The organism is Actibacterium pelagium (assembly GCF_002285415.1).
GTDB classification, from domain to species: Bacteria; Pseudomonadota; Alphaproteobacteria; order Rhodobacterales; family Rhodobacteraceae; genus Actibacterium_B; species Actibacterium_B pelagium.
The window spans coordinates 200,859-222,711 of the sequence record NZ_NSBU01000004.1 but is presented as its reverse complement, the minus strand read 5'-3'; the positions used below and the strand labels follow the sequence as shown (position 1 = coordinate 222,711).

The window sequence follows — 21,853 nt, the reverse complement described above, 5'->3', positions numbered from 1 at the left end:
CTCTTCCGGTGCAGCGTCGGCCAAGGCACCAAGTGCATCGTCAACACTGGTATCATGGGTGTCCTCAACCGGGGCAGTCTCGGCCAAGCCCGCCAGAACATCAGACGTCGTGTCATCTGCGGCCTCTTCGTGCGGGGCATCAAGAGCGAGATCGGCAAGCACATCGGCAGCGGTGTCTGCCTCTGGAATGTCGTCGGGGGCGGCTTCGGCGAGGCCAGCCAGAGCGTCTTCGACCGCCGTATCCGGGTCCTCATCGTCGGGAGCTTGTTCGGCCAGGCCTGCAAGAACACCCGCGGCCTTATCTTCTTCGATGGACTCTTCTGGGGCGCTTTCAGCCAAACCGGCTAGAACATCCCCTGCTGTATCTTCCGCAACATTCTCCTCTGGGGCCGTTGCTGCGAGGTCAGCCAAGACGTCTGCTGCTGCGTCTTGTTCTGGAGTGTCTTCCGGCGCGTCCGCGGCCAGCTCGGCCAAAATATCCCCAGCCGTGTCTTTTTCGGGGACATCCTGAGGCGTTGTCTCGGCAAGCCCTGCTAAGACATCCGCCGCCTCGTCTGCTACGGGTTCGTCGTCTGGGGCCTTGGCGGCAAGATCGGACAACACATCGCCGGTGGTGTCCTTTTCCTCTTCCGCGACCGGGGCGGCGTCGCGCAGGCTGTCGAGGGCGGCATCACTGGTGTCTGCTGGTGCGGCAACCCCGCCCACGATGGCCGCTAGCGCAGCTTTGTCGTTCAAAATCTTTTCGATCAGATCCTCGGCCCCGGCCTTGCCGTCCATGTAGGCCATGAGGTTCTGCAACTGTGTTCGCGCCTCCAGAAGTGGGCGCAGGGGCTCGACCTTGGCCGCAATGGCCGCGGGCGAGAAATCCTTCATGCTTTCAAAGGTGATATCGACGGGCATGTTGCCTTCGCCGGTCAGCGTATTGGGAACGCTGAAGGCCACGCGCGGCGCCATTGCCTTCATTCGGCTGTCGAAATTATCGACGTCGATCTCAAGAAAGTCGCGGTCACTGACCGAAGGCTGTTTGACTTTGGACTTGCCTGCCAGATCGCTCATCACGCCCATGACGAATGGCAACTGTACCTTCTTCTCGGCCCCGTAGACCTCAACATCATATTCGATCTGGACGCGAGGGGCGCGGTTGCGCGCGATGAACTTCTGAGAGTCAGACATCACCACCGCCTTTCAAAGAAGCGATCTCAGACCTCAGGCTGCGGATCTCGTCACGCAGTTCAAGAACGTGTTCATCGACAATATCTGTTTCGCTTCGCACCAGTTCCTGAAGCTTTGCCATTTCAGCCTCTGCCTCTTCTTCCACTGCTGATTGCATGGTGGTGACAAGCAGGCCGATGAACAGGTTCAGGACCGAGAATGCTGTGATGATGATGAACGGCACAAAGAACAACCACGCCATCGGGTGTTCATCCATCACCGGGCGCACGATGCCCATAGACCAGCTTTCCAGTGTCATGATCTGGAACAGCGAATACAGCGACGCGCCAAGCGTGCCGAACCATTCTGGGAAAGTTCCACCGTACATCAGCGTGGCCATGACGGCGAAGACATAGAAAACGATCGATATCATTACGATTACGGCACCCATGCCAGGCAGCGCATCAAGAAGCGCCTGAACCACCGCGCGCATTTGCGGGATCACCGAGAGCAGGCGCAAAGCCCGAATAACGCGCAGGCCCCGCAACGCCGATAGGCCCGCGCCCTGAGGCAATAGTCCGACGCCAACCACGAAGAAGTCGAATACGTTCCACGCGCTAGAGAAGAAGCGCAACCCGTAGCCATAGAACTTTAGCAATAGCTCTATGACGAAAATGGTCAGAACGATGTCATCCAAAAACGTGATTAGCCCGCCAGCCGAAGCCATAACAGAATTAGATGTGGACAGTCCCAGCATCACAGCATTGAAAATGATGATCGTCAGAATTGTATTCCGAACTATCGCAGTTTCGACGAAATCGCGCACCTGATCCCGCTTCGTGGGTTGAGATTCGGATTCTGGGGTTTCTGTGTCCATTTTCTTTTCCTGGCTCGCTCTTTACCTCGTCAGACTGCGGATACTGCCTTGTCTGCAAGGTCGGCCACCTGATCCAACGCGTCGAGAATCTTGCCGGTTGTGTCTTTCACTTGCTTAGGCGTGGCCTTGTCAGCCTTTTGAATCGCGGCACGCGCAGCTTTCAGCTGAGCCATAACCTCGGATGGTTGCGAGCCGATGCCCGTGGCCAGCTTTTCCAACTCAGATCGGGCGGATTCGATCTTTTTCTTTGCTTCGGCGATCTTCTTGTTGTTCTTTTCAGAGCCTAGCTTTTCTTCCATCTCGGCAATATTGCCTTGGGCAGTCGCGATCTTCAGTTTCAGCGATTGATAGACCGACTCTGCGGCCTCCATCGTCTTGTAGGCTTTTTCGATCGCAGCCACGGCGTCGTCGATATCAGCATTGGCCTTGTCTGAGACCTTATTCCACTGTTTCACATATTCGGCGACATCCTTGATCGCGCCGACCCCGGTAGAAATGCCCTTGATGACCAGCGCGGTCAGCGCCGCAACACCCGCCGCAGTGGCAACCGCAGCCCCAACCGGGCCAAGTGCGACTGCTGCCAGAACAATGGCCGCGACCACCACGACAAACTTTACTGTAGCCCAGGCAAAAGCGCCGTGCTTTTTCTTTAGAGCACCACCCGCGTTGCCAAGTTTCTTGATAACGGCGTCATGGGCTTTCTTGGATAAAGACGGCAGTAGCTCTTCGAATTTCTTCTGGATATCTTTCTGGGCGTCTTTGACCCAGGTCGATTGTGCGGCTTCGATCTTTTTTTTGGCCTCTTCCAACTGCTTGGCAGAGGGGACGACCTTCTTGAACTTTTTCTCGACCGCCGCTTCGGCCGCCATGATCTTTTTCTCGACGCCGTTGATCTTGTCCTGAGCGAACTTTTCCCAGGCTTTGATCGTCTTCTTGTAGTGGCTCCAGAACTCTTGGCCGACAAGCGCGAAGTATTTGTCGAGCGTTCCCTTATCGACGCCCTTCAGACCCTTGTTGTTCCAGGAGTAGGCGATATCCCCATCCATCTTGATGTACTTTTTCGTGCTCTCAAGACGATAGAGCTCTTTGATTGTGTAGCCGTCGGCACTTGGGGAAAACTGCATCGTCTATTCCTCACTCAAAGCTATAGGTGAATTGACCGCCGGTCACATCTATGGCGACCTTCTCGACCTCTTTGCCTTCCATCATCCGACGGAGGAATTCGTTCGAGATATCGGGCAGCATCGTATTGGTGACAATAGCGTCGATCATGCGGCCACCACTGTCGAGTTCCTGACACCGCTCGACAATTGTATCGACAACGGCATCGGAATATTCGAAGGGCACGTTGTGTGTGCTTTCGACGCGCTTCTTGATCCGGCCCAATTGCAGCTTGGTGATCTCGGCGATCATGTAGGGCGACAGTGGGTAATACGGGATCGTGACCATCCGGCCCAACAGCGCGGGCGGGAAGACCTTCAGCAATGGTTCGCGCAGCGCCTTGGCCAGACCCTCGGGATCAGGCAGAAGTTCGGGGTCGGAGCACATATCCATCACCAGTTCGGAACCTGCGTTCGTGGTCAGCAAGATTAGCGTGTTCTTGAAGTCGATCACACGGCCCTCGCCGTCTTCCATGACGCCTTTGTCGAAGACCTGAAAGAAGATCTCGTGCACGTCTGGGTGGGCCTTTTCGACCTCGTCCAGCAGCACCACCGAATACGGCTTGCGGCGCACGGCTTCGGTCAGAACACCACCCTCGCCATAACCCACATAGCCCGGAGGCGCCCCTTTCAGCGAGCTGACGGTATGGGCCTCTTGGTATTCCGACATGTTGATGGTGATTACGTTCTGCTCACCACCATACATGACCTCTGCGAGTGCCAGCGCGGTTTCCGTCTTACCAACGCCCGAGGTACCGGCCAGCATGAAGACACCGATGGGCTTGTTGGGGTTGTCCAGACCCGCGCGGCTGGTCTGAATGCGCTTGGCGATCATCTTCATCGCGTGGTCTTGGCCGATCACGCGTTTGGCCAGATGTTCTTCCAGAGACAGGATGGTTTCCAGCTCGTCCTTGACCATGCGGCCAACCGGGATGCCGGTCCAGTCGCCAACGACCGAGGCCACGGCCTGATGGTCCACAATCGGCAGGATCAGCGGGCTGTCACCTTGCAGCGTGGTCAGTTCATCGTTCTTGGCCTTCAGTTCATCCATCAGCTTGGCGCGATCTTCGTCCGACAGCGGGCTGTCAGTTTCTTCGCCCTCGGCTGGGGCTTCATCCACAGGCGCACCGCCTTCACGCAGCTTGGATCGCAGATCCAGAATGGACTCAACAACGGCCTTTTCGGCATCCCACCGTTCGGTCAGGCCTTTCAGACGTTCTTCTTCCGCCTCTTTCGCCGCAGTCACCGCTTCGCGGCGGTCGGTCACATCGTAACCGGCGGTTTCATCACGGCCGATGATTTCCAGCTCTGTGGTCAGGGCTTCGATCCGGCGCTGGCTGTCGTCGACTTCGGCCGGCACGGCATGCTGGCTGACGGCCACGCGGGCACAGGCAGTGTCCAGCAGGCTGACCGATTTGTCCGGCAGCTGACGCGCCGGGATATACCGGGCCGACAGGCTGACGGCGGCTTCAATGCCTTCGTCCAGCACCTGCACACGATGGTGTTTTTCCAGCATAGAGGCGATGCCGCGCATCATCAGGACGGCTTTCGGGATATCCGGTTCATCCACCTGCACCACTTGGAAGCGGCGGGTCAGCGCGGGGTCTTTTTCGATGTATTTCTTGTATTCGGCCCATGTGGTCGCACCGATGGTCCGCAGCGTGCCGCGCGCCAGCGCTGGCTTCAGCAGGTTCGCCGCGTCGCCCGTACCAGCCGCACCGCCAGCACCCACCAGCGTATGGGTTTCGTCTACGAACATCACGATGGGATCGGGGCTGGCCTGAACCTCATCAATCACCTGACGCAGGCGGTTTTCAAATTCACCCTTCATCGAGGCCCCGGCCTGCAGCAGACCCACGTCCAGCATCATCAGGCGTACGTCTTTCAGGGCAGGCGGCACGTCGCCTCGCGCAATGCGCAAAGCAAAACCTTCGACCACGGCGGTCTTACCCACGCCCGCTTCACCGGTCAGGATCGGATTGTTTTGGCGGCGGCGCATCAGCACGTCGACGATCTGGCGAATTTCCTCATCGCGACCTACGATCGGGTCGATCTCACCGTTCCGCGCCTGCTCGGTCATATCAGTGCAGAATTGTTCCAGCGCCTCGCCTTTGCCCATGGCGCCCGGAGACATCGCGCCAGAGGCTTCACCGGGCTCAGCCCCTCCACCGACCTGAGTACCATCCTGCGCGGACAGAGTTGCTTCGGGCGAGCCATCGGTGGCTTCATCAAAGCTGTCGGCTAGATCATCGGGCCCGATGCTGCCCAGCTCGGGCGACATGGTTTTCAACACATTCCGCAGCGCAGGCGTTTTCAGCATACCCAACAGCAGGTGACCCGTGCGCACATGGCTCGAGGAGTAGAGAAGTGAGCCCCAGACCCAGCCCCGCTCCATCGCGTCCATCAGGTGATCCGACAGGTCCGATACGGCCGAGGCGCCACGGGGCAGCGCATCCAGTGCGCGGGTCAGTTCGGCGGCGATTTTGCCGGGGTCCAGATCATAGTGCTGAATGATGCGATGCAGGTCGCTATCCTGCCCATTAAGGATCTGGTGCATCCAGTGGGACACCTCGACATACGGGTTCCCGCGCATCTTGCAGAAGACGGTCGCGCCTTCGACGGCTTTGTACCCCAGAGCGTTTAGCTTGCCGAATAAGGCAACACGGCTGATCTCTGTCATAATCTACTTCTCCCTCTTGGGCTGTTCACAGCCGCATCATTCCTATCTGCGCGTTTGGATATAGGTACAGGTCCTCGGCATCCGGGCGCTCTTCATCAAAATCTTTTCGTAATTCGGTCCAACTGGTCTGACCCAGGCGGGTGGTTCCCCCAAGGCTGGCGCGCGGCACGTCTTCGCCGCGTAGGATCAGGTTCACATCCCAATCCAGACTATCGCCCACATAGTTGCGGACCAAGGCACGCAGCCGATCCAACGACTCGCCCCCTGGCAGCATGCGTTCGTAATCCTTGATTGGCAGAGGGCCTATCCTGATCCGAAACTTCGACGACCGCGACCAAACCTTTTCCCCGATCGAGGTCGCCTGACCCAGCCCCGCACGCTGGCCCAATTGCCAACGGTCATCGGGTTCAAGATCCAGCCATGTACCGACGAATTGTTCAATTTTCACAGGCACATTGAAGAAGGCGGTGATCAACGATTCCAGCCCCTCGGCAGACCGAGAGCCCGCAGACATGTGCCCGGCGAAATGGCGTTTCGCCAGATCGGGCATCTCGTCGCGCGCGTGGAAGTTTTCTCCGTGATAGCCCGCCAGCGCAGCGACGCGGCGCTCGACCGGGTCGTCGCCGCGATCGAAGCTTGGCGCAGGCTGACCGGCGGCCCAAGCGCGGTAAAACAGGCTCATCAACCGGTGGGTCAGCATATTCGCGAAAGCCACGAATGTGCCATCGCGATGGTTGCGCTGACGGTCGCGGGCGTATTCGGTCAGGTGCAAGGGCAGAGGTCCTTGCGGACCAAAAAAGCCAAAGAACCGATTGGTCAGGCGCGCGGGGGCATCTTTCGACCCGGGCTTGAAATCCGCGATGGTCGAAGGTGGGAAGGCAAGTTCGGCCTCTTGGCCCAAGCGCACGCGGTCTTCGCGCGGGCGGCGGCTTTCACCAAGGCGCGGCGCATCCGGGTTCGCGGCTTCGATCACGCGCAGGGCGTGGAAGATATGATGCTCTTGCGGCGCCTCCTGCAGGCGCGCGAGATGCTTCAGATGAGCTGGGCGAGGCCCGCCTCCGGTCTCCATCTCTTAATTTCTCCACGCCTGTCGGTCGTCAGAACCGTTTCGGTAAATGAATTCAGTGTCACGTATTTGCGGAAGAACCGCTCTAGTACGGCGCCAAGCAGATAGACGCTGGTGCCTTCAAAGAAACTTTCGTCGAAACCAAGCTTGATCTCGAGCCCGCGCACTGCGGTCGACAGCACCTCATCGCTCATCCGCCGTACGATCGGGCGGCTGGACACAGATCGGATGCCTTCAAGCTGTTTCTCGATCACCCGGTCGCCAAGCGGGGCATAAATGCCCACTAGCTCGCGTAGCGCCTCGGCGCCCGCGTCTTCGCCGGTGATCGACAGATAATTCAGGCTGAGGTGGCTGATCAGCCGCCAGGCCGTGTCGCCCTGAGCCAGCGTCGGATGCGGGCGGGTGGGCGTGACCGGGGTGCGGATCGTTTTGACCGGACCACCCTCGGGCAAGTGAAATACATCATCCTCGCCTGCGGTCAAAAGCATCGGCAGATCGCGGTTTGTGCACAGCGCCTGCACAGCTAGCTGATCGATGTCAGAGCCATAGGGCGCTTGATCGCGGTCTACCAGCGTCACATAGGCTTCGGACCCCAGATAAGATGTGCGAACCCCGCGCAGACGTTCCTTTTCGCTGCGTGTCCGCATTCGGCGGCGGAGCGTGTAATAAGCCGGGTGCATCTCACCAGCGGCTGTGAAGTCGGTGGCAGAATAGAATGGACGAAATAGCACGTCGTCTTCGCCATCGCCGCTGATGCCGGTCACACTGATCAGCGAGTAGATCTCGTAATCAAGCGAGGCGGTGCGGCTTGGGATGATGTGCTGTTCTGTATCACGGGCCGAGATATGGACACGGTCGCATCGGCGCGGGAACAGGTTCACCGCAGGTACGGCATTCAGTGTGAAAGCGTCCTTGGTGATACCCGGCGCAATCTCCTTATTGCCGTCCTTCAGCAGGATATAGATGTCAACATCCTGCCCCTCGGACCGCTTAAGTGCAGGGGCCAAGCCTTGCAGTTCCACGAACAGGAACCGCTCTGGCATTGCGAAATATTCCTGCAGCAGGCGGTATCCGTCGAAGGACCGGCGCGGGGTGGGCAGCAGAGCCTCGTCGGGCTCAAACCCTTTGGCCGCCAGCGCGCCGTCTTCCAGAAATTCGGTCCAGTCCGCTCGGCGGTCGGTGGAGCGTCCGGTCAGGCCTACAGCTTCGGTACACAAAAGTTCGTGCAACTGCCAAGAGTTGCCGCCCTCGGGGTCGACGAACAAGGTCAGCTTGTCCAGGCCAAGATCGCGGATCGGTTCGCCATCGGTACGGTGTAGGCGAATACGGATGCCCGCACGGGCGGGGGTGTCTCGGGTGACGCCTGCTGCCACCAGTCCGCCGCGCCCGTCGATATATTCCACCTCGGAAATCTCGACCGGCCACATGGTCATGTCGGCGGCCGTACGGAATTCGCAAGGGGTGGTTTCACCCTCTAACAAGCGACTGCGCAGGATGGTCTGGCGCGGCAAGACAAAGCCATCCGCCAGCGCGGCGTTTTCCACGTCCGGGTCGAATTGAGCGATCATCATGGACGGCGTCGGCGCCAGATACTGCGGATAGACAATTTCCAGCAGGTTTGAGCTGAAGGCAGGGAACTGAAGCTCTAGTTCCAGCTGGACGCGGGCAGACAGGAACGCCGCACCTTCCAACAAGCGCTCGACATAGGGATCAAGAACCTCGATCCCTTCCATTCCCAGACGCGAGGCAATCTTGGGATAGGCGGCGGCAAACTCTGCCCCCATGTCGCGCATGAAGGCGAGCTCATTTTCGTAATGTTTTAGAAGCCGCGTATCCATCTATCGGCTCCTTTCCAGCGAAACTTCGCCACTGGTCAGATCGACATTGCTCCGCAGATACAATTCCAATGGCACCGGCTGCGCCCACATATCGGCGCGAATGTCGAAGCTGATCGTCATTTCCCCGGACTCTTCCTCTGTCCGTAGCTCCACATCGGCAGAGCCTGGAACGATACGCGGTTCATGCTGTTCGATCGCGCGCCGGATCGAGCGCCGGATCTTCTCGGCCCGCTCGGTGGTTGAATATTCACCCGATACCTCGGCCACGCCAAAGTTCAGGACAGAGCTCACCACGTTTGGCAGGGCCTCGCGGTCAATCATGCTTTCGATATTGTTGGTGTTCAAAAGCCAGGACAGATCGCGCTGAATGATGTCGCGCAGGCGCACGATGTCGATCACGCGCGAGTCGCGGTGTTCTTTTAGCTGCGTCGGTTCATCGTCGGTGAGACGATCCAGCAGCGAAGGCTGCAAGCGTTCTTCAAGCAGCTTGTCAGCCATCGGTGCCCTCGACAGCGTTGATCTTGAGACTGCGCAGGTCCATCAGGGCATAATCGGCCTTATCAGTGGTTAGAAGACGTTGGCCAAGACCAACGTAGGTATCAGAGCCCCCGTCGATCCACTGTGTCGCGCGCGCCAGCTTGGCCGCGTCATCACCCTGTTCGGTGGTTGCCGCATAGCGCGTGGGGACCAGAGCCACGATCTCGCCGCCGTTTGGCAGGGTCAGAGTGCCAGCGGTCCAGACCGCATCGCGTAGATCGGTGGGCTCTTCGATTTCCAGCGAAGAAATTTTGTTGAACGGCAGCCAGAAATATTTGCCGTTCACGATCACTTCCAGAACTGGGCCAAGACGCATGTCCGCGTCTGCAATCCATTCAAAGGCCTCGCCGTTGATAGTGCCAGAGGTGGTCGGTGCTTGCTCAAAAGCCTTTTCGCGCAGCTCTGCCGCCTCAGCCACTTTGCCCTGACCAAACTGCTTCTGCGCCTCGATCAACAGGCCAAGCCATTCTTGCGGCTCGCCAAAGACCAGTGGTTCTTTTTCACCAGCGAAGACCTTTTCGCGATAGACCTCACAGATGATCGCCTCGCGATAGGTCTTTGCCATCATCTCGGCTGTTGGGTCCATCTCGGCGCTGACTTTCAGCTGGTTGATGGCGCGCTTCCAGTCGCCCAGAACGCACAGCAGCTGAAAAAGAAAAACGCGAAGGCTGGGGTTTGCAGGATCTGCCCGTACCTTGTCTTGCAATGTGGCCAGCGTGGCTGCCAGGTCGCCTGATTTGAGATGTTCTTCCGGCGTCATGCGGCCTACCCCCAGTTAATGCAAAACAAAAAGACCCCCGGCCGGCGGACCGGCCGAGGGCATGAATAAACTTAGCTGACGTCGCCGGTTTGAACGTTCCATTTGAAGGTGTTCTCGGTCTTCAGCTTCGCGGTCTTCTGGTCGGTCGACTTGTACTCGTGCTCGATGGCGATGTAGGCGAGCGCCCAGTTTTCCTCCGGAATGCCGTCTTCCGAACCCGATACTTCGTACTTGTCGATGATCACGTCTTTCAGCTTCCAGATCGAATAAGCTTCCAGACCCGCCGAGGCGCTTTCACCCGAACGGCACATGTGCAGGATGATTTCCGGGCGGACGGTGCCGTTCGCAACCGAGGTCGCGATCTTGTTCGACGCGATGCCCATTTCAGAAGTCACTTCGACCTTGTTGAAGTTCGAGTTGGCGTGACCACGCTGGGTCGACCCCAGATCGGTCATTTCGACGGCACGCTCCAAACCCCAAGACAAAGACTTAAGCACGATCCACTTGATGTGGTTCTTCTCGGTCGCGTCGCCGGGGATGTCAGAGATTTGACAAAACATGGTTGCCATAAGATTTTCCTTTCAAGGTGTTTCGTTGTTTGAGTGTCAAAGATTTGATGCTGAAATGTTTTTGCTGCTTAGGACCCTTTCTCCGAAGGCAGTTTCGAGACAAGGCGAAGCGAAACCGACAGTCCTTCCAGCTGGTAATGCGGACGTAGGAAAAATTTCGAAGAGTAATAGCCGGGGTTGCCCTCGACATCTTCGACAACAACCTCCGCCGATGCCAAAGGCTTACGAGCTTTCTCGGCCTCCGACGAAATGTCCGCGTTAAAGTCGACGTAGTTGTTGATCCAGTCTTGCAGCCAGGCTTCCATATCTGTGCGGCTTTTGAACGAGCCGACCTTATCGCGGACCATGCACTTCAGGTAATGCGCGAAGCGGCAGGTTGCGAAGAGGTATGGCAGGCGGGCTGCGAGATTTGCGTTTGCGGTGGCATCAGGGTCATCATATTCCGCAGGCTTGTGCAGCGACTGTGCCCCGATAAAGGCCGCCAGATCCGAATTCTTGCGGTGGATCAGTGGCATCATACCGTTCTTGGCCAGTTCGGCCTCGCGACGGTCCGAGATCGCGATCTCGGTCGGACATTTCTGGTCCACGCCACCATCGTCGGTCGGGAAGGTGTGCGAGGGCAAGTTCTGCACCACACCACCACTTTCCACACCGCGAATACGCGAGCACCAGCCGAACTCTTTGAACGAGCGGTTGATGTTCACAGCCATACCGTAGGCCGCGTTCACCCAGCCGTATTTGCTGTGATCTGAACCGTCGGTGTCCTCTTCAAAAGCGAACTCTTCGATCGGATCGGTTTTTGAACCATAGGGCAGGCGGCCAAGGAAGCGCGGCATTGCCAGACCGACGTACTTGGAATCTTCGCTTTCACGAAGCGAGCGCCACGAGGCATATTCCGGGGTCTGGAAGATCTTGGTCAGGTCACGCGGGTTGGCAAGCTCCGACCAGCTGTCCATCTGGAACAGGGTTGGCTTGGCACCGGTGATCAGCGGAGCATGCGCGGCCGCTGCGATCTTGGACATTTCGCCCAGAAGTTCGACGTCGGGCGGCGAATGGTCGAAGTGATAGTCAGCAACCAGCGTACCGTAAGGCTCGCCACCGAACTGACCGAATTCTTCTTCGTAAAGCTTCTTAAAGATCGGCGACTGGTCCCAGGCGGTGCCTTTGAACTTGCGCAGGGTCTTGTGCATATCCTTCTTCGAGATGTTCATGACCCGGATCTTCAGCATCTCGTCGGTTTCGGTGTTGTTGACGAGGTAATGCAGGCCGCGCCACGCGCTTTCCATTTGCTGGAACTCTTCGTGGTGCAGGATCAGGTTGACCTGTTCGGTCAGCTTCTTGTCGATGGTGGCAACGATGCTTTCGATCGACTTGAGCGCATCGTCTGAGATCAGCGCCGTGTTCGACAGCGCCTGTTCGGCCAGCGTTTTTACCGCGTTTTCCACTGCGGTTTTCGCCTGATCCGACTTGGGACGGAATTCTTTCTGCAGCAGGTCCGCGAATTCGCTGGAACCAAACGCTGTGGCTTCTGCGCCACCTGCGGCCTGGGCTTCTTGTTCAGCCATGATTTACTCCTCGCCTTCGTCTGCTTTCGGGGCCGGTTGCGCGGCCAGAGTTTTCAGCAGGGTCGGGTCCTGCATGATGCGGCTGATGAGGTCTTCGGCACCGGTTTTACCGTCCATGTAGGTCATCAGGTTCGACAGTTGCGTGCGCGCGTCCAGAAGCTCTTTCAGCGGCTCGACTTTCGCGGCGATCGCAGCGGGCGAAAAGTCGTCCATGCTTTCAAAGGTGATGTCGACGGCCATGTTGCCTTCGCCGGTCAGCGTGTTGGGTACGGTAAAGGCGGCGCGGGGCGCCATCGACTTCATGCGCTCGTCGAAGTTGTCGACGTCAATCTCAAGGAATTTGCGGTCTGCAACGGCGGGCTGCTCGACCTCGGACTTACCAGCCAGATCGCTCATTACGCCCATGACGAAGGGAAGTTGCACCTTCTTTTCGGCGCCATAAAGCTCGACATCATATTCGATCTGAACGCGGGGCGCGCGGTTCCGCGCTATGAATTTCTGTGAACTGCCAGACATGGAGTGCTCCTTAGTTCTTCAAAAGCAAAGCGCCGCAATGAAAGCGGCGCCGGTGTTTAATATTCGTCGTCTTCAATGCCGCCGATCAGATTCACGTTGTCCACGCCTTGGGGGGCCATGTCTTTCATGATCGTCAGGAAGTCTGCATTAACCAGGCGCTTGGCCCGTTGCAGCATCAGCGGAACCGGACTCGACGGCTCGTTTCGTTCGTAATAACTGATGATCCGGTCGATGGCGTTGGACACATCGGTCGGAGAGTTGATCGCACCCGGTGCGCTGACCGGTGCGGGACCTCCACCACCGACCGCCGCCGGTGCTGCGTCACCTTCTGCCGTTTCCTCGGCAGGGGCTTCGCCGCCGGTGTATTCCGCCAGACGCTTGGCAAGGGAGTTGAGAGTTTTAATCGTTGGATCAAGTTCGGGGCCCTGACCGGGCGTTTTTTCTGAAAAGACCGCGTCGATCGCGCGGACATCCGCCAGTGCAGTACTGATCGCCTCGGCAAAGCCCGCCAGAACATCGTCGTCGGTATCCTGAAAAGCTGCGTTGACAGAGGCCGTGTCCGGTACATTCTCGGCACCCTCGGGAACCGAAATGGTGCCATCGGCCATCTCAATCTGGCGCAGGGAAAGGCGACCAAAGGCGCGGCTGTCGGTCAGGGCGGTACGGCGCAACGCCTTAATCATGCGGTCGCCGTCAGCCAGACCCTGAACGGCGTTGATCCGCATCGTCGGATCATTGTCGTCGTCTTCGTCAAGTTCAGGGTGGCAGGTGCCCCAATAGTCTTCCAGACAGCCGCGAATATAGGTGGTAACCTCGGCGAATTCTTTCAGACCCTTGGTCATTAAAACCGCTTCAGCCAGAAACACGGCGGCGCGTAAGTCGTGGCTGCGGCCCAACACGCCCATCGCCTTTTCGATCACTTCGGAATAGTTCGGATCTTCGGCAGCGCGGATCTCGTCACCAACCTGGGTTTCTTCGCCCGGTTGCGCCGCAAGTTCCATTTCGGTGAATTCTGGATCGTATTCAAGATTCTCGCCGCTTGGCTCATCATCGCCATGCGACTGCAGAAGCGCAGAAACGTCCATCTTACCTCCTTTGGATCGTGCCGAAGGCTTAAGCCTCTCTTTGATCCGTTTAACCGTCGGTCCCGGTTACTATCCCCTTGCTGTCAAAAACGATCGTGGTGGACCGACATACAACTTAATGCCTCACATTCAGCGTGATGATTTACGTCAAGTCAATGCGTATGCCTGAAATCATGCCCCCTAACGGCTATAAATCGAGCGTTTTCAACAATTTTGCGGCAGCAGTCGAAACTTTTCAATAAAACCGCAAACCTAAATATTGGTTGCGTAAAATTTGGCTGGGAACAAGCGAGGATCGATTAAGGGGGTATTTTTCCTGCGGCTACTGTCAGCTTCCCGACAGGTCTTTGTGGGGACTGTCCGACGGTATTTCCCGGTGGATTCAACTGGAAACTCCCTATGTTCCAATGTATGGAAACCACCGCGGACAAATCGGAGGACCCGTCCTTGCTTGACCTAGTCTCTATTCGCGCCTCTCTGGCGGAACACTATGATCTGGCCCCTTCGGTCGAACTGGCTGAACAGATGCGGGATATTTATGACCGCATGGACCGCGTCGTGCCCGAACCCGACTGGGCGATCTATGCGCCCTATGTGGCTGCGATCAACAAGCTCAAGAAAGAGAAGAACGCGGTCATTCTGGCGCATAACTACATGACGCCCGAGATCTATCACGGCGTGGCGGACTTTGTGGGCGACAGCCTGCAACTGGCCATCAAGGCAACCGAGGTCGAGGAAGACGTCATCGTTCAGTGCGGCGTGCACTTCATGGCCGAAACCTCGAAGATCCTGAACCCGTCGAAAACGGTTTTGATCCCTGACATGGAAGCTGGCTGTTCACTGGCAGAAAGCATCACCGCCGAAGGTGTGGAAGAGATGCGCGCCAAGTACCCGGGCGCTCCGGTCGTGTCCTATGTGAACACCACTGCCGAGGTGAAAGCCGCCTCAGACATCTGCTGCACCTCGTCCAACGCGCTGCAAATCGTCAATGCGATGGAAAGCGACACGGTCATCATGACCCCGGACCAGTACCTGGCCCAGAACGTCGCCAACGAAAGCCACAAGAAAGTGGTTTTCTGGGAAGGGTCGTGCATCGTGCACGAGCTTTACACCGCGGCCGATCTGCGCGCCTACCGCGAGATGCACCCGGATACCAAGATCATCGCCCACCCGGAATGTACTCCGGACGTGGTTGCTGAATCCGATTTCACCGGCTCGACCAGCGGCATCATTGACTGGGTCCATAGCCACAAGCCGAAAGAGGCGATGCTGGTAACCGAATGTTCGATGGCGTCGAACATCGCTGACGAGCTGCCCGAGGTCGAATTCGCCAAACCTTGTAACATGTGTCCTTACATGAAGAAGATCACGCTGGAGAAAATCCTGTGGTCGCTGCACACCATGACCGAGGAGGTCGAAGTGGACGCTGACGTGGCCGTGAAAGCCAAGCAGGCGGTGGAAGCGATGATCGACCTGTCCAAGAAGCTGGGGATTTAACCTCTCTTGACCAACCGGGTGAGCACAGATCGCATCGTGATCGTCGGTGCTGGAATGGGCGCGCTTTATGCTGCGCTTGAACTTGCGCCGCGTCCGGTCTTGATGATCTCGCCCGAGGAACTGGGGATGGGCGCAAGCTCTGCCTGGGCGCAGGGCGGTGTGGCCGCTGCGATGGATGAGGCCGACAGCCCCGAAGCACATGCACGTGATACCGTGATCGCTGGCGCTGGCACGGTTGATGCAAAGATCGCGGCGCAGGTCACGCAGAACGCGCGCGACTTTATCCTTGATCTGACCGAACTGGGCACGCCCTTTGATCGCGACAAAGACGGCGGTTATGTCATGAGCCGCGAAGCCGCCCACAGTGCGGCCCGTGTTGTGCGCGTTCAAGGGGACCAGGCTGGCAAGCAGATCATGGAGACGCTGATCGAGGCTGCCCGAGCCTTGCCGTCGGTTCAAGTGCTCGAGGGTGCTTTGGCCACAGGTCTGGAAACAAAGGGGAATTCGGTCACTGGCGTGTGGATTGAAAGCGCTGCGAAACCCTCTGCGCCTGTGTTGATCGAATGTCCTGCTGTCCTGTTGGCGGGGGGTGGATCTGGGGGGCTTTACGCCCATACCACCAATCCGCCCCGCATTCGTGGACAGGTGATTGGCCTTGCCGCCCGAGCGGGTGCTGTGATCGGCGACCCTGAATTCGTGCAGTTCCACCCAACCGCCATCGACATGGGCGAAGACCCAATGCCACTGGCAACAGAGGCTCTGCGCGGCGAAGGGGCGACGCTGATCAATAAGGACGGCGAGCGGTTCATGCTGGCCGAACACAAAGACGCCGAACTGGCCCCGCGCGACATCGTGGCCCGCGCGATCTTTAAGCAAACGCAGGCGGGCAACCGGCCCATGCTGGACACCCGAGACGTGCTTGGCGCCGAGGTCCTGACCCGTTTCCCTGCCGTGGCAGAGGCCTGCGCCCGCGCTGACATCGACCCGGTTTCCAACCCGATCCCGGTCGCCGTTGCCGCGCATTACCATATGGGCGGCATTGACACGGCCTCTGACGGCTGCGCCTCGCTGGACAATCTGTGGGTCTGTGGCGAAGCGTCTTCGACCGGTCTTCATGGCGCAAACCGGTTGGCCTCGAACGGGTTGTTGGAAGCATTGGTTTTCGCCCGGACTTGTGCCGAAGGCATCGCCAAGGCGATCCCCGAGAACAATGACACAGCAGAGGTCTTGATCACTTTCACGGACGGTGGGACCGCCGTGGATGAGGCCGCCGTGGCCGAGCTGCGCGACGTCATGACCGCCCATGTCGGCGTGCGCCGCAATGCAGACGGGTTGAAAACGGCGCTCAAAACCATCGCGCGGTTGGAAGCGGAACAAGCCCATTGCCCCACATTCCGCAACATGGCCGCGACGGCCACACTGATTGCGGCAGCTGCCCTGAAACGTACTGAATCCCGTGGCGGACATCATCGCGATGACTTCCCGGAAAGTGACCCAAACCAAGCAGAGCGCACTCGGATCACCTTGGCCGAGGCAACTGCAATTCGCGACGAGATTTCAAAGGCTTAACCTATGACCAATGCTTTGCCAGACCTGATTTTGGAACCCATGGTCCGCAACGCGCTGGCCGAAGATCTGGGCACCTATGGTGATGTGACGACCCGTACGGTGGTCCCACATGACACCACTTACAACGCCTGTATCAACGCTCGCGAACCGGGTGTGGTCTCTGGCATGCAGGTGGCTGAAATTGCCTTTCGTCTGGTGGACCCGACCCTGAAGATTGTGACGGCGCGGCCTGATGGCAGCGTCTGTAAGCCGGGTGATCTGTTGATGTCGATTGAGGGGCATGCAAGTTCCATTCTGATGGCCGAACGCGTTGCGCTGAACTTCGCGGGTCGCTTGTCGGGCATTGCCACCAAGACCGCGGGATTCGTCGCCGAAACCAAGGGCACCAATACCCGTGTGACCTGCACTCGAAAGACGACACCGGGCCTGAGAATCGTTGAAAAACAAGCGGTTATTCATGGTGGCGGCTACAATCACCGGTTCAGCCTGTCCGATGCCATCCTGATCAAGGACAACCACATCGCGGCCGCTGGCGGCGTGCGGCAGGTGCTGGAAGCGGCCAAGGCGAACGCGTCTCACATGATGCGGATTGAACTGGAGGTCGACACGCTGGATCAGCTGGCCGAAGCGCTGGAAGTGGGTGGCGCGGATGTCGTCCTGCTGGACAACATGGACACGCCAACCCTGACCAAAGCCGTGAAGATGGTCGACGGGCGCATGGTGACCGAAGCGTCCGGCAACATGAAGCTGGACCGCATCGCCGAAGTCTGCACCACGGGCGTCGATTACATCAGCAGCGGGGCGCTGACCCATTCGGCCCAAACACTGGATTTGGGCCTAGACTTCTGATTTTCCTAAAGAAAATCTTCCTCTTCGTCGGTCGGGTCGATCCCCATCTTCTCTAGACCGTTTTCCAGATAATCCGCGAAAAGCGGCATATTCATCAGGTATTCTTCGGTCGGGACGGTCGCTTCTTCGGCGGCTGTCCGGATGGCGTCGGCCCATTCTTCGGGCTCGAATGTTTCACGTCCAATCCATGTCAGGGCCACGAGGTTCAGCTTCTCATCGTCGTTGAGATTGGCGATGAACTCGTGCAGTTCGGCCTTGCCGATATGCTTTTCTCGGGCCTGAAAGATGATGTGGACGACCTTTCGGGGGCTAATTTCCATCATTGGTCTGACTCCTGTCGCGCGTTAATTCTATCCGAAATTACGGCGCAAGGCGACGGGTGGCATTGATTTAGAACAAGTTACCAGAACCGCCAAAGTTTAAAGACTTCATGGAAGTTTCCGGGACCACCAAATCGGAAAGTTTAAACATTTCCGCCCGCCAAATTGCCCGTCAGGCATACTTGTCGCCGACGTCCTCGCGGACCGGGTGGGTGTCATAGAAGATCGACAGCCCGGCGAATTTTCCGCTGGTCCCGAACTTGAAGTAGTCGACGCCCTCAAAGACGATCTTGTCGCCGCTTTTCAGGGTCCAGTCATATTCGAAATGCGCCGCTGCGCTGTCGCCGTTTTCGCCCAGAAGTACGTCGAACACGGTCAGCTTGCTGGCTGCCGAAGCATCACCAAGCCGACCAAAGAAATCCGCCGCGGGCAGGGTGCCCAGAAAGGGGGACATGACCGTCGCGTCAGGGTCGAACATCGCGATGATCCCGTCGATGTCCGAGGCGGTCAGCAAGTCGAAATAACGTCTGACGAAAGCTGTCTGGTCTGCTGGGGTCATCGGGCGTCCTTGGGCTGAGGTTTCAAGACTCCCAACCAAGTGCAAATCCCGGTGATCCGCAAGGGCCACCCGTTAAAATTCGGCTTCCGAAAAGACCTGCGCCCGATGTCGCCTGATCCCTAGTCGCGTTGGAGGCGGATGATCCCCTCGTCCGTTTCCGGCGCGAGTTCTTCAAAGTCAAAATTGTCCAACCGCTTGGCGCGGCGACCGGCCTTTTCGGCGGAAATCTTGATTTCCGAAATGTCCTTGGAGGCTTGGTGGAAATGCCGATCAAGGTTTTCGACCCGCGTGCCAAGGCGGTCCACATCCGCGTAAAGCAACGCCAGTTCTTTGCGGATCGCGCCGGCCTGTTCGCGCATGCGGGCGTCTTTCAGGATCGCGCGCATCGTGTTCAGCGTGGCCATGCAGGTGGTGGGCGAAACGATCCAGACGCGGGCCTCGAACCCGGCTTTCACAAGGTCGGGGAACTTGGCGTGCAGCTCTGCATAGATGGCCTCGGACGGCAGGAACATCAGCGCACCATCGGCGGTTTCGCCCTCGATGATGTATTTCTCGTTGATGTCTTTGACGTGCTTGCGGACGGCAGTTTTGAACAGCTGGACCGCCGTTCTTAATTCGGCGTCTGTCTGGGCGGTGACCATCGCCTCGTAGGGTTCCAGCGGGAATTTGCTGTCCACCACGATCGGGCCGGGCGGGTTCGGCAGGTGGATCAAACAGTCGGCCCGCTTGCCGTTCGACAGGGTCGCCTGCCATGTGAAACTGTCAGATGGCAGCGCCTTGGTCACGATGTCTTTCAGTTGGATTTCCCCGAAGGCGCCGCGGGTCTGTTTGTTCGACAGGATGTCCTGCAGCGACAGCACGTCGCCGGACAGCTTGGTGATGTTCTCCTGCGCCTTGTCGATAGCGGTCAGCCGTTGCTGCAACTCCCCAAGCGAATGCGCAGTGCGACGGGCAGAGCCGGCTAGGTTCTCGTTCATCTGATGCGTCACGTCCTGAAGGCGCTGTTCCATCAGTTGCAGCATGTTGGTCTGGGCGGCGGCCTGGGCCTCGGACACGTGGGTCAGCCCGCCTGCTAGTTGTTGCTGGCCGTCGGACAGGGATTCGACGCGTTTGCCCAACTGATCCATCTGGTAGATCAGCGGCTCTGCCAGATCGGCGGATTTGCCCGCGCGTTTGACAGTCATCACCAGCAGGATCAGCACCAGCAGGGTCACAGCGATCACGCCAAGGACCAGCGGGTCATTCAGGTTCAGGGTGGTTTCGCCGATCTGGATCATGTGCGTCCGAATAGCCGTTCGATATCTGTCAGTTTCAGTTCCACATAGGTGGGGCGCCCGTGGTTGCATTGGCCGGAATGGGGTGTGGATTCCATTTCGCGCAAGAGGGCGTTCATCTCTTCGGCGCGCATCCAGCGGCCCGAGCGGATAGAGCCGTGGCAGGCGACGCGGCTGAGGATCGCCTCGATCTTTTCCTGCACCAGTTGGCTGTCGCCAATATCGTGCAGCTCGTCCACCACGTCGCGCAACATGGCGCTGGCGTTGACCTCGCCCAGAATGGCGGGGGTTTCGCGGACGGCGATGGCCCCGGCACCAAAGGGTTCGATCGTAAGGCCAAAGCGCGACAGGGTGTCGGCCTGGGCCAGCAGGATCGCGGCATCGCCCTCGGACAGCTCGACAATCTCGGGGATCAGCAGGGCCTGCGCCGCGACGCCGTTTTCAGCCATCTGGCGTTTGAGCTTTTCATAGACCAGACGTTCGTGGGCGGCGTGCTGGTCGACAATGACGATGCCGTCGCCGGTCTGGGCGATGATGTAGTTCTCGTGCACCTGCGCGCGGGCGGCCCCAAGGGGTTGGTCGGCGGGCTCTTCGACGTCGGGCTCGATCACCGGCTCGACCCGGGCAGAGGGGACAGACGCCTCGGCGAACCCTTCGGGTTCGGGCATCTGCATCGGGGCCTGTGCGGTGTAGGCCGTGCGCATCGCGCCTAGGCTGGGGCGGTCCATCTGATAGACGCGCGGCCCGGTCGGCTCTGGTCGCATGGCGCCAAGGGTGGCCCCGGCGACGGTGGTCGAGGCGCGGTGGCCCGCGTCGGCAAGCGCGTGGCGCAGGGCCGAGACGATCAAGCCGCGCACAAGGCCGGGTTCGCGGAAGCGGACCTCGGATTTGGCGGGGTGGACGTTGACGTCAACCAGGTGCGGATCGCAGTCGATGAACAGGGCTGCGGCCGGGTGGCGGTCGCGCGACAGGAAGTCGGCATAGGCGCCGCGCAGAGCGCCATAAAGCAGCTTGTCGCGGACGGGGCGGCCGTTGACGAACAGGTACTGCGCCAGCGCCGAGCCGCGCGAATAGGTCGGCAGGGCGGCGTATCCGGTCAGGTGAAAGCCTTCGCGCTCGGCGTCGATTTTTAGCGAATTGTCGGCGAAGTCATTGCCAAGGATACGCGCCAAGCGCCCGTGCAGCGCGTCAAACAGGTCACCGCTTTCAGGGTCGGCGCGGAAGGTTACGCGGCCCTCACCGCCGCCCGACACATCGCGCAGGGTGAAGCCCACGAAAGGTTCGGCCATGGCAAGGCGCTTGACGACATCGGTGATGGCTTGGGTCTCGGCCCGGTCAGAGCGCAGGAACTTCAATCGCGCGGGCGTGGCGTAGAACAGATCGCGCAGCTCGACCACGGTGCCTTGGGACAGGGCGGTGGGTTTGACGGGTTGGGTCAGGCCCCCCGCGACGGCGATCTGCGCGCCCTCGGCCCCGGCGCGGGACCGGATGGTCAGACGGCCCACCGCGCCAAGCGAGGGCAGGGCTTCTCCGCGGAAGCCAAAGCTGTGGATGTCCAGCAAGTCCGACCCGTCGATCTTCGAGGTCGCATGGCGCGACAGGGCCAGTGGCAGTTGTTCGGCCGCGATGCCGTGGCCGTCATCTGTCACGCGGATCAGGGTCTTGCCGCCATCGGCATAAGCGACCTCGATCCTGCGGGCATTGGCGTCCAGCGCATTCTCGACCAGCTCTTTCACCGCCGAGGCCGGACGTTCGACCACCTCACCCGCCGCAATGCGGTTGATCGCGGCATCGTCCAACTGGCGAATTTGCGGTAAATCCGGGCTTATATTGGGGGTCGGAGAGTTCATGCCACTAGTTGTAGCATGAAGCGTTACGATTCTTCCAATGGGTTTTGTGGTCAATTTCGTCGGCGGAAAATGGATGATGATCTGGAAATCAAGAAAATTGACTCGACGGAATCAGAGGCCTGGCCCCAGA

At 58.9% G+C, this 21,853-nt stretch carries 18 protein-coding genes and 1 pseudogene; 3 read left to right on the top strand and 16 right to left on the bottom strand.

Going from position 1 to position 21,853, the window contains the following annotated elements:
- Positions 1 to 666: 666 nt before the first annotated feature.
- The 12 genes and pseudogenes from tssB (CLM58_RS17305) to tssA form a co-directional block, all read right to left on the bottom strand.
- Positions 667 to 1,173, bottom strand: a pseudogene (tssB, locus tag CLM58_RS17305) (type VI secretion system contractile sheath small subunit); the annotation flags it as partial.
- Complete coding sequence (locus CLM58_RS01340) at positions 1,166 to 2,029, bottom strand: ion transporter (RefSeq protein ID WP_095594114.1); 864 nt, start codon at positions 2,027 to 2,029, stop codon at positions 1,166 to 1,168. The pseudogene tssB (CLM58_RS17305) and the gene CLM58_RS01340, both read right to left, overlap by 8 nt.
- A gap of 29 nt (positions 2,030 to 2,058) precedes the next feature.
- Positions 2,059 to 3,153 (bottom strand): hypothetical protein, encoded by a 1,095-nt coding sequence (locus tag CLM58_RS01335; RefSeq protein WP_095594113.1) that lies wholly within the window; start codon positions 3,151 to 3,153, stop codon positions 2,059 to 2,061.
- A 10-nt stretch (positions 3,154 to 3,163) separates the two neighbouring features.
- Positions 3,164 to 5,869, bottom strand: coding sequence for a type VI secretion system ATPase TssH (gene tssH, locus CLM58_RS01330; RefSeq protein ID WP_095594112.1), 2,706 nt, complete (start codon positions 5,867 to 5,869; stop codon positions 3,164 to 3,166).
- A gap of 25 nt (positions 5,870 to 5,894) precedes the next feature.
- Positions 5,895 to 6,938: a type VI secretion system baseplate subunit TssG gene (gene tssG, locus CLM58_RS01325; RefSeq protein ID WP_095594111.1), complete on the bottom strand. Its 1,044-nt coding sequence runs from the start codon at positions 6,936 to 6,938 to the stop codon at positions 5,895 to 5,897.
- Complete coding sequence (tssF, locus tag CLM58_RS01320; protein WP_095594110.1) at positions 6,902 to 8,773, bottom strand: type VI secretion system baseplate subunit TssF; 1,872 nt, start codon at positions 8,771 to 8,773, stop codon at positions 6,902 to 6,904. The genes tssG and tssF overlap by 37 nt, the downstream gene beginning before the upstream one ends.
- A complete protein-coding gene (gene tssE, locus CLM58_RS01315) occupies positions 8,774 to 9,271 on the bottom strand; it encodes a type VI secretion system baseplate subunit TssE (protein WP_095594109.1) in 498 nt (165 codons plus the stop codon).
- A complete protein-coding gene (locus CLM58_RS01310) occupies positions 9,264 to 10,070 on the bottom strand; it encodes a type VI secretion system accessory protein TagJ (protein WP_095594108.1) in 807 nt (268 codons plus the stop codon). Before CLM58_RS01310 ends, tssE begins: the two co-directional genes overlap by 8 nt.
- Before the next feature lie 71 nt (positions 10,071 to 10,141).
- On the bottom strand, positions 10,142 to 10,630 hold the full coding sequence (locus CLM58_RS01305) for an Hcp family type VI secretion system effector (RefSeq protein WP_095594777.1): 489 nt from the start codon (positions 10,628 to 10,630) through the stop codon (positions 10,142 to 10,144).
- A 77-nt stretch (positions 10,631 to 10,707) separates the two neighbouring features.
- The gene (gene tssC, locus CLM58_RS01300; protein ID WP_095594107.1) at positions 10,708 to 12,204 is read right to left on the bottom strand and encodes a type VI secretion system contractile sheath large subunit; all 1,497 of its coding nucleotides are present in this window, start codon (positions 12,202 to 12,204) and stop codon (positions 10,708 to 10,710) included.
- Positions 12,205 to 12,207: 3 nt separating this feature from the next.
- Positions 12,208 to 12,720 (bottom strand): type VI secretion system contractile sheath small subunit, encoded by a 513-nt coding sequence (gene tssB / locus CLM58_RS01295; RefSeq protein WP_095594106.1) that lies wholly within the window; start codon positions 12,718 to 12,720, stop codon positions 12,208 to 12,210.
- Between the two features lie 56 nt (positions 12,721 to 12,776).
- Positions 12,777 to 13,805 carry a type VI secretion system protein TssA gene (gene tssA, locus CLM58_RS01290; RefSeq protein ID WP_095594105.1) on the bottom strand — a complete coding sequence of 343 codons (1,029 nt, stop codon included), beginning with the start codon at positions 13,803 to 13,805 and terminating at the stop codon, positions 12,777 to 12,779.
- A 411-nt stretch (positions 13,806 to 14,216) separates the two neighbouring features.
- Between tssA and nadA the strand changes: the two genes are divergently transcribed.
- Genes nadA through nadC form a run of 3 tightly spaced genes read left to right on the top strand, consistent with a single transcriptional unit; the run spans position 14,217 to position 17,720 of the window.
- Entirely contained in the window at positions 14,217 to 15,302 is a 1,086-nt protein-coding gene (nadA, locus tag CLM58_RS01285) for a quinolinate synthase NadA (protein ID WP_373286809.1), read from the top strand.
- A gap of 54 nt (positions 15,303 to 15,356) precedes the next feature.
- Complete coding sequence (locus CLM58_RS01280; RefSeq protein WP_229666208.1) at positions 15,357 to 16,871, top strand: L-aspartate oxidase; 1,515 nt, start codon at positions 15,357 to 15,359, stop codon at positions 16,869 to 16,871.
- A gap of 3 nt (positions 16,872 to 16,874) precedes the next feature.
- Complete coding sequence (nadC, locus tag CLM58_RS01275; protein ID WP_095594103.1) at positions 16,875 to 17,720, top strand: carboxylating nicotinate-nucleotide diphosphorylase; 846 nt, start codon at positions 16,875 to 16,877, stop codon at positions 17,718 to 17,720.
- A gap of 5 nt (positions 17,721 to 17,725) precedes the next feature.
- Here the strand turns inward: nadC and CLM58_RS01270 are convergent, their stop codons facing one another.
- The 4 genes from CLM58_RS01270 to mutL form a co-directional block, all read right to left on the bottom strand.
- On the bottom strand, positions 17,726 to 18,043 hold the full coding sequence (locus tag CLM58_RS01270) for a DUF3775 domain-containing protein (protein WP_095594102.1): 318 nt from the start codon (positions 18,041 to 18,043) through the stop codon (positions 17,726 to 17,728).
- Positions 18,044 to 18,212: 169 nt separating this feature from the next.
- Positions 18,213 to 18,599 carry a nuclear transport factor 2 family protein gene (locus CLM58_RS01265; protein WP_095594101.1) on the bottom strand — a complete coding sequence of 129 codons (387 nt, stop codon included), beginning with the start codon at positions 18,597 to 18,599 and terminating at the stop codon, positions 18,213 to 18,215.
- A gap of 119 nt (positions 18,600 to 18,718) precedes the next feature.
- Positions 18,719 to 19,876 (bottom strand): DNA recombination protein RmuC, encoded by a 1,158-nt coding sequence (locus tag CLM58_RS01260; protein ID WP_095594100.1) that lies wholly within the window; start codon positions 19,874 to 19,876, stop codon positions 18,719 to 18,721.
- On the bottom strand, positions 19,873 to 21,723 hold the full coding sequence (gene mutL / locus CLM58_RS01255; RefSeq protein ID WP_095594099.1) for a DNA mismatch repair endonuclease MutL: 1,851 nt from the start codon (positions 21,721 to 21,723) through the stop codon (positions 19,873 to 19,875). The genes CLM58_RS01260 and mutL overlap by 4 nt, the downstream gene beginning before the upstream one ends.
- Between the last annotated feature and the right edge of the window lie 130 nt (positions 21,724 to 21,853).

Excerpts from the sequence above, each read along its gene's own strand:
- tssA (WP_095594105.1), bottom strand. The coding sequence starts at position 13,805 with ATGGACGTTTCTGCGCTTCTGCAGTCGCATGGCGATGATGAGCCAAGC.
- tssG (WP_095594111.1), bottom strand. The coding sequence starts at position 6,938 with ATGGAGACCGGAGGCGGGCCTCGCCCAGCTCATCTGAAGCATCTCGCG.
- tssC (WP_095594107.1), bottom strand. The coding sequence starts at position 12,204 with ATGGCTGAACAAGAAGCCCAGGCCGCAGGTGGCGCAGAAGCCACAGCG.
- CLM58_RS01305 (WP_095594777.1), bottom strand. The coding sequence starts at position 10,630 with ATGTTTTGTCAAATCTCTGACATCCCCGGCGACGCGACCGAGAAGAAC.
- nadA (WP_373286809.1), top strand. The coding sequence starts at position 14,217 with ATGGAAACCACCGCGGACAAATCGGAGGACCCGTCCTTGCTTGACCTA.
- nadC (WP_095594103.1), top strand. The coding sequence starts at position 16,875 with ATGACCAATGCTTTGCCAGACCTGATTTTGGAACCCATGGTCCGCAAC.
- tssB (WP_095594106.1), bottom strand. The coding sequence starts at position 12,720 with ATGTCTGGCAGTTCACAGAAATTCATAGCGCGGAACCGCGCGCCCCGC.
- mutL (WP_095594099.1), bottom strand. The coding sequence starts at position 21,723 with ATGAACTCTCCGACCCCCAATATAAGCCCGGATTTACCGCAAATTCGC.
- CLM58_RS01310 (WP_095594108.1), bottom strand. The coding sequence starts at position 10,070 with ATGACGCCGGAAGAACATCTCAAATCAGGCGACCTGGCAGCCACGCTG.
- CLM58_RS01270 (WP_095594102.1), bottom strand. The coding sequence starts at position 18,043 with ATGATGGAAATTAGCCCCCGAAAGGTCGTCCACATCATCTTTCAGGCC.
- CLM58_RS01340 (WP_095594114.1), bottom strand. The coding sequence starts at position 2,029 with ATGGACACAGAAACCCCAGAATCCGAATCTCAACCCACGAAGCGGGAT.
- CLM58_RS01280 (WP_229666208.1), top strand. The coding sequence starts at position 15,357 with ATGGGCGCGCTTTATGCTGCGCTTGAACTTGCGCCGCGTCCGGTCTTG.
- CLM58_RS01260 (WP_095594100.1), bottom strand. The coding sequence starts at position 19,876 with ATGATCCAGATCGGCGAAACCACCCTGAACCTGAATGACCCGCTGGTC.
- tssF (WP_095594110.1), bottom strand. The coding sequence starts at position 8,773 with ATGGATACGCGGCTTCTAAAACATTACGAAAATGAGCTCGCCTTCATG.
- tssH (WP_095594112.1), bottom strand. The coding sequence starts at position 5,869 with ATGACAGAGATCAGCCGTGTTGCCTTATTCGGCAAGCTAAACGCTCTG.
- tssE (WP_095594109.1), bottom strand. The coding sequence starts at position 9,271 with ATGGCTGACAAGCTGCTTGAAGAACGCTTGCAGCCTTCGCTGCTGGAT.
- CLM58_RS01335 (WP_095594113.1), bottom strand. The coding sequence starts at position 3,153 with ATGCAGTTTTCCCCAAGTGCCGACGGCTACACAATCAAAGAGCTCTAT.
- CLM58_RS01265 (WP_095594101.1), bottom strand. The coding sequence starts at position 18,599 with ATGACCCCAGCAGACCAGACAGCTTTCGTCAGACGTTATTTCGACTTG.